Source organism: Flavobacterium maritimum (assembly GCF_040049085.1).
Taxonomy (GTDB): Bacteria; Bacteroidota; Bacteroidia; order Flavobacteriales; family Flavobacteriaceae; genus Flavobacterium; species Flavobacterium maritimum.
Map to the genome: position 1 here is coordinate 134,932 of NZ_JBDLZY010000005.1, position 14,511 is coordinate 149,442.

Below are 14,511 nucleotides of genomic sequence, written 5' to 3' on the forward strand. Positions count from 1 at the left end.
TTAGTTTAATAGGGTTTTAAGTTCTCCTTTTGATTTGATTAATGTTATTTCTGCAATTTTATAAGCTAATACGGCTCTGGTGTAATTGTTTTGTGCTTCAAGTGATGCATTCTCAGCATCTAATAAATCTGTTAATGAGGCTAATCCTTGAAGATAATTGTTTTTGGTATTTTTTAAAATATCTCCAGCCAAGCGCATATTTTCTTTTTGATTTCCAATGGTTATAATGTTATTCTCAATTTGAGTTTTTGCATTTCTGTAATCTAAATCAAGGGAAAGTTGTGTGTCTTTAATGTCTTCTTGAAGTGTTCTGATGTCAACATCTGCCTGTCTTACCTTGGCACGGGTTCCAAAACCTGTGAAGATTGGGACTTTCAAATTCAGTCCAATTGCAGAATAATCAGACCAATACACTCCATCGGCAGGTTTTGCAAAAAGAGGCATTTCTGGCCCTTGTCCTAGATAATTGTATCCTGCCACTAATGAAAGTGTTGGGTAATATTCGGCTTTAACAGCTGTTTTTTGAAATTCTAATAATTGTTCTTGTTTTTTCAAAAGCAAATATTCAGTTCTGTTGGCTGTATTTGGTGCTTCTGTTAATGCTTGTGGTGTTACTTCAAATTCGGTTTTTGGAATCTCAATTTGAGTTTCAATAGGCATTCCCATATAAAACTTTAAAGCATTTTCCTGTAGTTGAATTTGATTGATGATTTGTTGACGCTCTGTATCAATGTTAGACATTTTTACGATGATTCGGTCTAAATCAATTTTCTTGGCCAAACCATTATCAAATTGTCCTTTTACGATGTCGCGAACTTTAGAAGTATTCACATAATTGCTATCCAACAAAATCAATCTTTCACGTTGAACATATACAGAGTAGTAATTGTTAGCCACTCTTTCAATAACTTGTTCTTCTGTTAACTGATTGTTTATTTGGTAAAACTCACGAGTGGTTTTTGCTGCTCTCAATCCTGTAAAAACAGATTGATCAAAAATCGTTTGGCTTAATGAAACGCCGGCTCCTGAAGTCCATTTTTGTCCAAAAGAAACTTCTACGGATTGTCCAGGTTGTCCAAACATAGCGCCATCAAGTACGTTTGTTTGTAATATGGGGTTATAGGTTAAACTTCCGTTTGCGGAGATTTGTGGTAAAGCTCTTGAACGAACCTCTTCAATTTGGTATTCGCTGTTTTCAACACCTAATCTAGCTTTTTTAGCATCAGCTTTGTTCTCAAGTGCATAGGTAATGGCTGCTTTTAGAGTAAGGGGTTTTGTTGCTGTTGTGCCTGCGCTTTGGGATTGTGCAGTGAGAGCAAAAGTTAAGAATGTTAATAAAAGTATTCTCTTCATGATAAAGTTGGATTTTGTAATTGTTTTTCTAATTCGGTTATTCCACTTGGCGTTGCCATTGCCCTAGTATGATATTCTAATGCTTGTAATTCTAATTTTTGCGATTCTTTTTCAGAACTCGTCATTCCGTGAATGCTGAAAATAAGGGTGTAATAAAATCCAACATAGATGTCAATATCTAAATTTTCTCGGTACAAACCCTGTTGAATTCCTTTTTCAATATTTTGTTTAAAGACCGTGTTACAACCGTTTATTTCTCTTGATATTACTTTGTCATATATTTCAGGATAATGTTTTTTCAATTGATGAGCAGGCGAGGCTTCTCCTGATTTAAACATTTCTTTGAACATCTTTTTGATTTCAAAGTTTTCTTCGATTGCATTATAATTTTTTGCTGCGATTGTCTCAATGCTTTCATGAATTGTTTTATGAACCATCTCTGTGCTTTCCGCGATTAGAATTTCTTTGTTGCAAAAAAATTTGTAAATCGTTTTTTTAGAAATACACATTTCACTTGCAATATCATCCATGGTGACACTCTTAAAACCTAGTTTTAAGAATAGTTCCGTTGCTTTTGAAATAATTTTCTCTTTCATTTTATGGGTAACTTATTGTTATTGAATAATACAGTAAAAGTTAGTTATCAAATGAGTTTTAGTTTGTTGTTATGCTTTATAAGAACTGGTTATTCTTAATGTGAAAATTCTAAATTGGCAATTAGTTTTATGTCTTTGCCTATCGGATGACCTCCATTTAGTGAAAGAACATTGTAGTTCAGTCCAAAATCCTTACGATTAATGTTTCCTGTAACTTCAAATGAAGCTTTTTGAACACCATTGTAATTATTGAATCCAATAAACTCAGTATCCAATTCAACCACTTTAGTTATGTTCTTGATGGTTAGAAAACCTTTCAAGAAATTGATGTTTTTATTTATCTTCTGAAAAGAGGTCGATTTGAATTGAATAAGCGGAGCTTCGTCTTCATCAAAAAGATCAATGAATTTCAAGTCTTTATTTTTTTGAATCGAATTGGCTTCTTTGTCATTCACATTTAGTGAAAATTCAATGGAAGCGTCTTCCACTTCGTCGTTTTGTATAGCTACGTGTCCTTTGAAATTGTTTTTGTTTCCAGGCATGTAGCTTATTAGAGAATGTCTAGATTTTATTAATACGTCTGATCCGTTTGAATCAATTGCCCATTCATTTTCCATGGTTCTTATTTTTAGTAGTGATGTATCCTTGTGTTTTTGTTTTTTGATGATGCAAAATACATTTAGGAAACTTTAGATACTGATAAAGTTTCTAATGTTTTGCAAATGTAAGAGGGAAACTTTAAATACCAATAAAGTTTCCATAGTATTTTTAATTATTTAACATTTCGTTAAGAAACGTAGTTTGTTATAAAGGGTGAATGCTGTAAATTAGCCAAAAATTAATTTATGCATACCATTTACCAGTATCAGGAATTCATCTCCGATTATTTACAAGCTCAGTACAGTGTTAGAGAACCTAAAAATTTGTATGATCCCGTGCGTTACATACTAAGTTTGGGAGGAAAAAGAATGCGTCCTGTTCTTACATTAATGAGTACAGAAGTTTTTGATGCCGACTATAAAAAGGCACTACCTGCTGCTTTGGCTGTGGAAGTTTTTCATAATTTTTCTTTGGTTCATGATGATATTATGGATGATGCTCCGCTACGAAGAGGCAATGAAACGGTTCATGAAAGATGGAATATTAATACTGCTATTCTTTCGGGTGATGCCATGTTAATTTTGGCCTATCAGTATTTTGAGCAATATCAGCCGGAGGTTTTTAGGGATTTGGCTAAACTATTTAGTAAAACAGCATTGGAAGTATGTGAAGGTCAGCAATTGGATGTTGATTTTGAAATCCGTGATGATGTTACTATTCCTGAATACCTGAAAATGATCGAATATAAAACGGCAGTTCTTGTTGCCGCTGCCATGAAGATGGGAGCAATTGTCGCTCAGACATCTTGTGAAAACGCTGATTTAATTTATGATTTCGGACTTAATTTAGGCTTAGCATTCCAGTTACAGGATGATTATCTGGATGCTTTTGGAGATCCAAAAACTTTTGGAAAACAAGTTGGTGGAGATATTATTGAAAATAAAAAGACGTATTTGTATCTTAAGGCAGTTGAATTTGCAACAGCAGAACAAAAAGAAAGATTGATGTATTTATTCTCGATTCATCCCTCAGAAAGCGTTGATAAAATACAAGAGGTAAAGGAAATTTTTGATGCGACCGGAGCTTCAAAAGCGACGCAGGGAGCTATTCAGGAGTATACTTTGAAAGCTTTTGAAACCTTGCGTAAAATAAGTATCGACAATGAGAAAAAAGATATATTACAGTCTTTTGGCGAGAATTTAATGGGGAGAAAAGTTTAGTTGGCAGTGTTCAGTATTTTTAAAATCTAAAGTTTAAATTCGTTAATCTGCAATCTAAAATCAAATGTTTATAGCGCCTAAAAATACAGACCTGTTACTTGTCGAAGCGCAAGGAGAAAACTTATATCTGAAATTGGTTGAACAGATCAATAAGGACTTTAATCTGGCGAACGAAGGAGTCGATTTTCCATTGAGTATTTCGCCTGAGGAACTAAAAATCCAGCTTCAGGAAAAGATATACCGACTCATCCAATATAAGTTTGCCGAATACCTTAATTTACTTTATATCATTGATGTTTCGGAATCTGAAGTAAAAAAGTTAGATGGGTCTGATTTAGTAATTTTGGCAGGACAGGTTGCTTTTTTGATTCTAAAGCGAGAATGGCAAAAAGTATGGTTCAGAAATAAATACCGTTAATTTTTGGGTGTTGTTAAAATAAAAAAAAAGCACCGTAATACGTTCCTTATAATATAGAGAAGGTATTGCGGTGCTTTTTTTTGCTAAATCAAATAGAGGCACTCTTAATTGTATTTCATCAGGAACGCAGTACTTTTTGAAGTAATTATTTTTTCTGTTCAATAAACACTTTGTTAATTTTTCCATTGAACTTGGAAGACTTTCCATAATCTGCCACATGCGTTCCGTCGTCAACGCCAATATCTGCCAAATCATCAACGGAAAATATACCGGGCTGCACACGGTTGATTCTGTTTTCGGCTACTTTATCACCATTAACCGAAATGGTACCCATTCCGCCTTTGCCCATTCCGCCTCCGTCATATTTGAAATCATATGTCAGTTTGTATTTACCAGGTTTTAATGTTTGTTTTGCCATGGTGTGAGTGGATTCCAAACCGAGATAATTATAGCTGAATGCAGGTTTACCCTCTTTCATATAGAAGGATAAACCGCCGAATCTTCCGCCTTGGCATACTATTACGCCATTTCCATCGGCACCTACCTCTACATCCGCAGTGATGGTGTACGATTTATTTCTTAGATCTATAAAGACATCAATTCCCATTCCTTTCATTCCTTCTCCATAGGTTACAGAGGTTCTGTCGCCCATGACTGTCGGTCTGCCCATCATTTCGGCATTGGTTCTTTCAAGAAGGCGGTCATCAATTGGAAGTACATAATATTTAGCCGCTTCTTTCATGAATAAATCTTCCATTGCTTTTAACTTTTCAGGATTCTTTGCGGCTATATTGTTTGCCAAACTGAAATCATTCTTAGTGTCGAATAATTCCCATTTGTCTTCCTGCAAGCTGTTGAAGGGTTTTTGCATCCATGCTGCACGGTGTATGGTGCGGCCAAACCAGCCGTCTTCATAAACGCCCCTGTTGCCAAACATTTCAAAATATTGGACCGTGTGTTTTTCAGCAGCTTTTGCATCATTAAAGGTATAAACCAAGCTGGTGCCTTCAATTGGGTCCTGTTCGATACCATTTACCGTTTTTGGAGCGGGTATGTTGGAAACTTCATATATGGTTGGCGCAATATCGATAACGTGACCAAACTGGGAACGCATTTCTCCTTTTGCTTTTATTCCGGCAGGCCAGTGAATCACCATACCATTTCTGGTGCCTCCAAAATCGGATGCTACTTGTTTGGTATAGGCAAAAGGGGAGTCCATTGCAACAGCCCAACCGGCTGCAAAATGTGGGTAGGTGCTTTCGGTACCCCATTCATCATAATGTTTCAACATATCCGGAACGGTTTCTGCGACCCCACTGAAGTACGTCATTTCTTGGTACATTCCGTTCATTTGACCTTCAGCGCTGGCGCCATTGTCACCTGCAATAAAAATAAAAAGAGTATTATCCATTTGCCCTAAATCTTTAATGGCTGCTACGAGTCTTCCTACTTCGTAATCTGTTTGTTCAGCAAAGCCAGCATATACTTCCATTTGACGGGTGAAAAGTTTTTTCTCGTCTGCGGAAAGGGTGTTCCAGTCTTTTATATCAGTCGGTTTAGGAGCGAGCTTTGTATTTTGCGGAACAATTCCCAGTTTCTTCTGACGCGCTAAAGTTTCTTCGCGAATTTTATCCCAGCCCTGATCAAATTTTCCTTTGTATTTATCGACCCACTCTTTCGGAACATGATGCGGTGCATGTGTTGCTCCAGGCGCAAAATAAATAAAAAATGGCTTTTCAGGAGATAGTGCCTTTTGATATCGTACCCATGAAACCGCCTGATTGGTCATGTCTGTCGTAAAGTGATATTTAGGATCTTTAGAGGGTTCAACTAATGTAAGTCCATCATAAATCAGTGGTGCCCATTGATTGGTTTCACCGCCAATAAAACCGTAAAATTTCTCAAAGCCTGAACGGGTTGGCCAGCGATCTTGGGGGCCTGAGTTGGATATTTCCCAAGGCGGAGTTTCGTGATATTTTCCAAAGGCAGCGGTATTATAGCCGTTTTGTCTCAGTACTTCTGCCATAGGTGTTATAGATTGTGGACGTATCGCATTATTTCCCGGAAACATCGTAGCGGTTTCCATAATAGAACCTGCATTGTTACTATGATGATTGTAACCAGTAAGCAAAGCCACTCTCGTTGGTGAGCAAAGTGCTGTGGTATGAAAACGGTTGTATTTTACACCGTTCTTAGCAAGGCCATCAAGTGTTGGTGTTGAGATGGGACCTCCAAAAGATTCGGTAACTCCAAAACCCATATCGTCTATCAGAACAACAACAACATTAGGGGCTCCTTTTGGGGCCTTCACTTCAAAACGGGGTGGAGGAGTGGCGTTCCGGACATCAAGTTCCGTGTATTTTTTTCGGGCAGGCTCCTTTATAGGAAGCGATGTACGATCTAATTCTTGTCCGAAAACAGTTCCGGAGAGCGTTAATGCTGTCAAACCGATAAACAGCATCGAGATAACCTTACTTTTCATAGAATTGTTGTTAAGTGGTTAAACGTAATTTCAAAAATAGGTTTTAGTAAATCGTATCTGTAAGAAAAGGGTGTTAAAAATAAATAAAAAGTCCCTAACAAATTTAACGAATTTATCATGGTATTTCATGATAAATATCATTAAATCAGAGTTTTGTGATAATTTTTAATTAGTTGCTGAAATCAAGGGTTATCCTTTCCTAATACAAATGATTGGCTGCGTTTTGATAATACCTTATGAGTAAAAAAGGAAGTCTTTGTTTGGAACGTTTTTATAAAGAGTATAATGTCGGTTCGTTTGGATGTGTCAATGTGTTTCGTGGAAAGTGTTTTTGGGAAAACAGGATGGGTAGTGCGCCGAATGAAGGATTGTCGCTGTTCGATTTTAGATATATAAAATCTTTAGAGCATCCCTCTGTAATCATTCGTTCTGTATTTTTTTTAAAAATATACCCTTACAAAAGGCATAAAAGGTTCGCTGTAAATACTCTTGTTCTCGTCATACAAAACATCATAACGAAGACCGATAGTCACATTTTGAGCTCTGTACCCTACGCCCAGATACAAAGCGGTATTCCAATAATTATCTGAATGTCCCCCATTTGCATTTATTGGATAGTCATATTCTGTGTTAAATCGTAATTGTTCCAATTCTGCAGAAAGTTGAATTTGAGGGATGGGATTGACTAAACCAATCAAACTACCACCGTAAGTAAAGGATTCGTAATAGTTGTCTGAGGAAATGTATCCAAACTGTAATGAAGTTCCTAAGGCTACGACCGGATTGAAATTATAGATGGCACTTGGAGATACATATATATCAGTGTATCCTGAACCAAAGCTCAAACCCAGGCCACCACCAAATTGTACATGGTCCCAAAAATCGTTTGATCTGTTTGGATTAAATGTTTGTTGTTGTGCAAACAAAGATCCTGAAAATAATAAGCTCATTAAAATTAAAAAAAAGCCTGAAACAGTCAAAAAACGATTTTTTCTCATGATTGTGTGGTTTATTTAACAATTTTTTACGTAAAAGTACGTAAAAAAATGATTTAAATATATTGGTTTATTGTACTTTTGTCAATCTATTAAATAAAAAGCACATTAATCAACATTATGGATAGGTTTTCATTTTTAAACGCAGCACATACAGAATTTTTTGCACAATTATACGATCAGTATTTAGAAAATCCAGACAGCGTAGAGCCAAGTTGGAGAAGTTTTTTCCAAGGTTTTGACTTTGGGATGACAACTTATAATGACGAAAACCCAGTAACATATATCGAAAATGTTGCGTCAGGTAATGTTGAAAGTTCTCTGGTATCTGAAAAACTTCAAAAAGAATTTAAGGTTTTAAAATTAATAGACGGATACCGTTCCCGTGGTCATTTGTTTACAAAGACTAATCCCGTTAGAGAAAGAAGAGCTACCTTGCCTACATTGGCTATCGAAAATTTTGGTCTTTCGTCAGCAGATTTAAACACTGTTTTCGATGCGGCTAAAGCGATTAGAATTCAACCATGTTCGCTTCAGGAGATTATCATGCATTTGGAGAAAATCTATTGCCAACACATCGGGGTAGAGTACATGTATATTCGTAAACCGGAAATAATAGAGTGGATTCAAAGTAAATTAGGAGTCAATGACAATCAGCCTAATTTTTCTTCAGATGAGAAGAAAGTGATTCTTAATAAGTTAAATCAAGCGGTTTCTTTCGAGAATTTCTTGCACACTAAATATGTAGGACAAAAACGTTTTTCTCTTGAAGGAGGAGAATCTGTAATTCCGGCTTTAGACGCCTTGATTGAAAAAGCGGCTGAAAAAGGAGTAGAGCAGTTTGTAATGGGAATGGCACACCGTGGTCGTTTGAATGTTTTGGCTAATATATTTGGTAAATCTACCCAAGATATTTTTAGCGAATTTGATGGTAAAGATTACGATCAAGAATATTTTGACGGGGATGTAAAATACCATTTAGGTCTTACTGCTGATAAAGTTACCAGTACAGGTAAAAAAATCAATATCAATTTAGCTCCAAATCCTTCGCACCTGGAAACAGTAGGTGCTGTAATCGAAGGGATCACAAGAGCAAAACAAGAAAAATATTTCCCGGATGATTTCTCTAAAGTATTGCCTATTGCCGTTCACGGAGATGCTGCTATTGCAGGTCAGGGTATTCTTTATGAAATTGTACAAATGGCTCAACTGGATGGTTACAAAACCGGAGGAACCATACATATTGTCATCAATAACCAAGTTGGTTTTACAACCAATTATCTTGATGCACGTTCTTCTACTTATTGTACTGATGTTGCCAAAGTAACACTTTCTCCAGTTTTACATGTTAATGCTGATGATGCTGAGGCAGTAGTTCACGCCATGTCATTTGCACTTGATTTCAGAATGCAATTTGGACGTGATGTATTTATAGATTTATTAGGGTATAGAAAATACGGGCATAACGAAGGTGATGAACCTCGTTTTACGCAACCGGTATTATATAAAATAATTGCAAAGCATAATAATCCAAGAGATATTTATGCAGAAAAATTATTGTCAGAAGGAGTTATCGATGCTACTTATGTAAACGGATTAGAAAAAGAATACAAATCTAATCTTGAAGTAAATCTGGAGGCATCACGTAAAAAAGACTTGACTATTATCACACCGTTTATGCAAAATGAATGGCAAGGTTTTGAGCAGGTAACAGATACGCAGATGCTTGAAAAAGTAGCTACTGCTTATCCTAAAGAAGGACTTACGGAAATTGCCAATGTAATTTGTAACCTTCCTTCAGATAAAAAGTTTATCAGTAAAATTCAAAAATTAATAAACGATAGAAAAACGATGTTTTTCGAAACCAATAAATTAGATTGGGCTATGGCTGAGCATTTGGCTTACGGTTCCTTACTAAAAGAAGGTTTTGATGTTCGTATCTCAGGTCAGGATGTAGAGCGTGGAACGTTCTCTCACCGTCATGCAGTTGTAAAAGTAGAAGATTCTGAGGAAGAAGTAACATTGTTAAGCAATTTAGAAAATGCAACAGGGAAATTCAATATTTACAATTCCCTATTGTCAGAATATGGTGTTTTAGGTTTTGATTATGGGTATGCCTTGGCAAGTCCAAAAGCACTTACTATTTGGGAAGCACAATTTGGAGATTTCAGTAACGGAGCCCAAATCATGATTGACCAATACATTTCTTGCGGTGAAGACAAATGGAACAACCAAAATGGAATTGTTATGTTGTTGCCTCACGGATATGAAGGACAAGGAGCGGAGCATTCTTCTGCCAGAATGGAGCGTTATTTACAACTTTGCGCCAGACATAATATGTATGTGGCAGATTGTACAACGCCAGCCAACTTCTTTCACCTGTTAAGAAGACAAATGAAAACGACGTTCCGTAAACCACTTATTGTGTTTACACCAAAGAGTTTGTTGCGTGATCCAAGAGTAGTTTCACCTATCGAGGATTTTGCAACAGGTAGTTTTCAGGAAACATTTGATGACGAAACAGTAAATAAAGCAGAGGTAAAAACATTGGTTTTCTGTACAGGAAAGTTCTATTACGATATTACTGCCGAAAGAGAAAACAACGGTCGAAAAGACGTAGCCGTAGTAAGAATCGAACAATTGTTTCCCTTGCCAGTAGAACAATTAAAAGCGATTATTGCAAAATATCCAAACGCTGATGATTATGTTTGGGCACAGGAAGAACCTAAAAACATGGGAGCTTACAGTTATATGTTGATGAATTTCAACTTGGTAAAATGGAGATTAGCTTCGTTAAAAGCTTATTCTGCTCCAGCTTCAGGAAGTTATACCAGAGCAAAACGTCGTCAGGCAGATGCTGTCCGTATGGTTTTTGATAAGGATTTATTCCGTTCATAATTAGGAGCTGTTTAGCTTCGCTGAATCTAGGATGTCCCGTTGTGCGCTATATCTTTTTATTCTGAAAAAATCAGTATAAAAAGGATGCCTCCCGAAGTTTAGGGGCCATCAGAAAAAAAATAAAGTATATAATAACAAAAGTTATTTTCAAGATAATTTAAAATTCATAATTTAAAAGAATACGAGATGATTTTAGAAATGAAAGTCCCATCACCAGGGGAATCCATAAAAGAAGTAGAAATTGCAACTTGGTTAGTAAAAGATGGCGATTATGTTGAAAAAGACCAAGCGATTGCTGAGGTTGATTCAGATAAAGCAACATTAGAATTACCTGCAGAAGCTAGCGGAACCATTACGCTAAAAGCTGAAGAAGGAGACGCGGTTGCAGTTGGTGCAGTGGTTTGTTTGATTGACACTGGTGCGGCAAAACCTTCAGGTTCAGCTCCAGTAGCAGAGAAAGCTCCAGTTGCTGAAGCTCCAAAGGCTGAAGTTAAAGTAGAGGCTCCAAAAGCAGCTCCAGTTGCAGCAGTAACTTATGCTTCTGGAACACCATCTCCGGCAGCCAGAAAAATATTAGACGAAAAAAACATCGAGCCTTCTGCTATTACAGGAACAGGAAAAGGTGGAAGAATTACTAAAGATGATGCTGTAAATGCGGTGCCTTCTATGGGTACTCCAACAGGTGGAAATCGTGGTTCTGAAAGAGTAAAACTTTCAATGTTGCGTAGAAAAGTAGCCGAAAGATTGGTTGCTGCCAAAAATGATACTGCCATGTTAACTACTTTTAATGAAGTAAACATGACGCCTATCAATAACTTGCGTAATGAGTATAAAGATGCTTTCAAAGCAAAGCATGGTGGAGTAGGTTTGGGATATATGTCATTCTTTACTAAAGCAGTTACAAGAGCATTGCAATTGTATCCGGATGTAAACTCTATGATGGATGGTGATTACAAAATCGCGTATGATTTCTGTGATATTTCTATCGCTGTTTCAGGTCCAAAAGGATTAATGGTTCCAGTTGTTCGTAATGCAGAAAACTTGACTTTCCGTGGTATTGAAGCGGATATTAAACGATTGGCTTTAAAAGCACGTGACGGACAGATTACTGTTGATGATATGACAGGAGGAACATTCACAATTACTAATGGTGGTGTTTTTGGAAGTATGTTGAGTACACCAATTATCAATCCTCCACAATCAGGAATTCTTGGAATGCATAACATTATCGAGCGTCCTATTGCTGTAAACGGAAAAGTGGAAATTCACCCAATGATGTATGTGGCACTTTCTTATGATCACAGAATTATCGATGGTCGTGAGTCTGTAGGATTCTTAGTAGCTGTAAAAGAAGCTTTAGAAAATCCAGTAGAATTGCTTTGTGACAACAATCCTAAAAAAGCATTTGAATTGTAGATTTCAAATCATATAAATTTTAAACCCCGTTTAGTTTTGCTAAACGGGGTTTTTGTTTGAGTAGGAAGTTATTCTTTTATAATTTTTACTGTTTTTTCCGCTCCTTCTGATTTTACTTTTAGAAAGTAAATACCATCTGATAGGTTTGATAAATCAATTTCTGCATGGAGACTTTTTATCGTTTTAGTCAAAACAGTTTTACCTGTAATCGATAAAAGGATAACTTTATCAATGGTTGAGGTATTTTGGATCGTAAGATTGTTTTTTACTGGATTTGGGTATGATTTAAAATTTGTCAAAACAAAGTCTGGTGTTGCTAAAGCATTTAATTGTACGGTTACTGCAAGTCTTTCTGTGCTTTCAATTCCGTTTATGGTTTGGGAAGCATAATAAGTGGTGTTATCAACTAAAACCGTAGTAAGTGGTAAAGGGGTTTCTCCAGCTTTTTTGACTGTTTGTTTTATTTTTCCTGTTGAAATTCCGGGAGTGCTATACCATTTTATATTCTCTCCTTCTACTATAATGTCTGCCAGTGTTTGTCCGGGTACCAGACTTAGCGTAATAGTGTTACTGTCATTTATTAATGGGGCTGGTGCATTAATAACAAAATCCAATGATGCAATACAGCCATTAGTATCTTTTGCCCAACTACTGTATGTTCCGGTAGCTAGATTGCTAAAAGTATTTTCAGTGCTGTAAATTGTCCCGTCTAATGAATAGACATAAGGAGGTGTTCCACCTGTTGCATTTGTAGTTACAGTTTGATCTGTAATGGTTATTGCAGTTGAAAACAAGTTAGGTTGTGTTATGACTACAATACTAGATGCTGTGCAGCCATTATCATCTTTTACCATTACATTATACGTTCCAGCTGTTAGATTGGAAAAATAATTTCCAGGTTGATAAGGTAAATTGTTTATTGAATACGTGTATGGAGTTTGCCCTCCAGTAGCATTTATTGTTACGGAGCCATCATTACTACCATTACAATTTAAATCTGTAACTGTTGCTGTAGTTGTAAGTAAGGAAGGTTGTGTTATAACTACAATAGTAGATGTTATGCAGCCATTACTATCTTTTGCGATGACATCATATGCTCCAGCTGATAGATTAGAAAAGTAATTTTCAGGTTGGTATGGTGAATTATTTATTGAATAAGTGTACGGAGAGATACCTCCTGCCGCAGTAAGGGCTATAGTAGCATTGCTTATGCAATCAATAGGTTTTGTTATAGCTGCCGTCATTGATAAAACAGTTGGCTGAGCTATCGTAGTAAGCATAGGTACTATACAGTTCGAAGCATCTTTTATTATTACATCATAAGTGCCAGCTGCTAAATTTGTAAACACATTAGAAGAAACATAATTTACTCCGTTATCAAGTGAGTAAGAATAAGGTAATTGTCCTCCTATAGGCGTGATGGTAATTGAGCCATCATTAAGCCCATTACAACTCACATCAGTTCGTGTAACTGTGGCGAATAGTGGCGATAACGGATTTATAGTTATAGAATTGGAACTAGTAGTACAACCATTAGCATCTTTTACATAAGTGGTATAAGTTCCGGCAACTAAATTATCAAAAACATTACTTTGTACAAAAGTAAATCCGTCTTTTGAATATGTGTACGGAGAGGTGCCTCCTGTCGCAGAAAGAGTTATAGTAGCATTGTTTACACAATCGATAGGTTTTGTTATAGCTGCAGATGCTATTATTGGAGATGGGGCTTCTATCGTTGCGGCTGTCAAAGAAAAGTTGTTGTTCGCATCTTTGACTTCTATGGTATAAGTACCAGCACTCAAATTAGTAAAAGTATTATTGCTTTGATATGTTGGGCTAGGAAGTATTCTATAGCTATAAGGTAATGTTCCACCAGTTGCCATAACAAATATCTGCCCAAAACTGGTACCATTACAAGAGGTAGGAGTAGTCAAAGCGATTGCTGTAAGAGCTTGTGAATAAATAGTAAGAGACGTTAAAAGTATTAAGGAAAGTAAAAATTTCTTCATAAGAATACATTTGTTAAAATAATAGAGATTTAACAAAAGTATGATTTTTTTATTTCAGTAAATACAAATAATGATTGTAATAATCCACAATGGCTTTGCCTTTCAATAAAACATCGGCGCCTATGATTCCGTGAACCGGTTTTGACTTATGCTGAATTAATGCTTCATTAACATGGGATAAATCGAAAATCACAAGGTCGAAAGTAATGTCCTTCCAGGTGCCCAATTGCAGTTGGTTTTTTGTGGCAATTTGTGTCGTCATTCCGGTTGCTCCTGCTCCGGAAGCTTTGGTTTTTGATTTTTTAGCTTCCAATAAAAATAACTCGACACTTTCAAATCCCACACAACTGCTGGAAGCACCTGTGTCCAGAATAAAATTTCCTTTAACGCCATTAATTTTGGCTTTAATCAAAAGATGTTGCGTTTTGGTAATCTTAAATTTTACTTTTCTGTAATTTTCTTTTTTAAGAATTTCGTGTAGGTTTTTCATGGTTACTAACGTAAAGACGCAAAGTTTAGCGCAA

11 protein-coding genes are annotated in these 14,511 nt (G+C 36.2%); 4 read left to right on the forward strand and 7 right to left on the reverse strand.

The window, feature by feature from the left end; genetic code table 11:
- The 3 genes from ABEB23_RS11930 to ABEB23_RS11940 form a co-directional block, all read right to left on the reverse strand.
- Nucleotides 1-1,353: a TolC family protein gene (locus ABEB23_RS11930; RefSeq protein ID WP_348812832.1), complete on the reverse strand. Its 1,353-nt coding sequence runs from the start codon at nt 1,351-1,353 to the stop codon at nt 1-3.
- Nucleotides 1,350-1,949, reverse strand: a complete 600-nt coding sequence (locus ABEB23_RS11935) for a TetR/AcrR family transcriptional regulator (protein ID WP_348812833.1) — start codon at nt 1,947-1,949, stop codon at nt 1,350-1,352. The genes ABEB23_RS11930 and ABEB23_RS11935 overlap by 4 nt, the downstream gene beginning before the upstream one ends.
- A 95-nt stretch (nt 1,950-2,044) precedes the next feature.
- The gene (locus tag ABEB23_RS11940; RefSeq protein ID WP_348812834.1) at nt 2,045-2,566 is read right to left on the reverse strand and encodes a YceI family protein; all 522 of its coding nucleotides are present in this window, start codon (nt 2,564-2,566) and stop codon (nt 2,045-2,047) included.
- A 228-nt stretch (nt 2,567-2,794) separates the two neighbouring features.
- On the opposite strand from ABEB23_RS11940, the gene ABEB23_RS11945 reads away from it, so the two are divergent.
- Both ABEB23_RS11945 and ABEB23_RS11950 read left to right on the forward strand, forming a co-directional pair.
- Nucleotides 2,795-3,769 (forward strand): polyprenyl synthetase family protein, encoded by a 975-nt coding sequence (locus tag ABEB23_RS11945; RefSeq protein ID WP_348812835.1) that lies wholly within the window; start codon nt 2,795-2,797, stop codon nt 3,767-3,769.
- A 64-nt stretch (nt 3,770-3,833) separates the two neighbouring features.
- Complete coding sequence (locus tag ABEB23_RS11950) at nt 3,834-4,187, forward strand: hypothetical protein (RefSeq protein WP_348812836.1); 354 nt, start codon at nt 3,834-3,836, stop codon at nt 4,185-4,187.
- 145 nt (nt 4,188-4,332) lie between these two features.
- Here the strand turns inward: ABEB23_RS11950 and ABEB23_RS11955 are convergent, their stop codons facing one another.
- Both ABEB23_RS11955 and ABEB23_RS11960 read right to left on the reverse strand, forming a co-directional pair.
- Nucleotides 4,333-6,669, reverse strand: a complete 2,337-nt coding sequence (locus ABEB23_RS11955; RefSeq protein ID WP_348812837.1) for an arylsulfatase — start codon at nt 6,667-6,669, stop codon at nt 4,333-4,335.
- 440 nt (nt 6,670-7,109) lie between these two features.
- Complete coding sequence (locus tag ABEB23_RS11960) at nt 7,110-7,619, reverse strand: hypothetical protein (RefSeq protein ID WP_348812838.1); 510 nt, start codon at nt 7,617-7,619, stop codon at nt 7,110-7,112.
- Between the two features lie 165 nt (nt 7,620-7,784).
- Between ABEB23_RS11960 and ABEB23_RS11965 the strand changes: the two genes are divergently transcribed.
- Together ABEB23_RS11965 and odhB are read left to right on the forward strand one after the other, a co-directional pair.
- On the forward strand, nt 7,785-10,562 hold the full coding sequence (locus ABEB23_RS11965) for a 2-oxoglutarate dehydrogenase E1 component (protein WP_348812839.1): 2,778 nt from the start codon (nt 7,785-7,787) through the stop codon (nt 10,560-10,562).
- Nucleotides 10,563-10,748: 186 nt separating this feature from the next.
- A complete protein-coding gene (gene odhB / locus ABEB23_RS11970; RefSeq protein WP_348812840.1) occupies nt 10,749-11,978 on the forward strand; it encodes a 2-oxoglutarate dehydrogenase complex dihydrolipoyllysine-residue succinyltransferase in 1,230 nt (409 codons plus the stop codon).
- 68 nt (nt 11,979-12,046) lie between these two features.
- On the opposite strand, the gene ABEB23_RS11975 is transcribed toward odhB, so the two are convergent.
- Both ABEB23_RS11975 and ABEB23_RS11980 read right to left on the reverse strand, forming a co-directional pair.
- Entirely contained in the window at nt 12,047-13,987 is a 1,941-nt protein-coding gene (locus tag ABEB23_RS11975) for a T9SS type A sorting domain-containing protein (protein WP_348812841.1), read from the reverse strand.
- A 49-nt stretch (nt 13,988-14,036) separates the two neighbouring features.
- Nucleotides 14,037-14,477, reverse strand: a complete 441-nt coding sequence (locus ABEB23_RS11980; protein ID WP_348812842.1) for a retropepsin-like aspartic protease — start codon at nt 14,475-14,477, stop codon at nt 14,037-14,039.
- Nucleotides 14,478-14,511 lie beyond the last annotated feature (34 nt).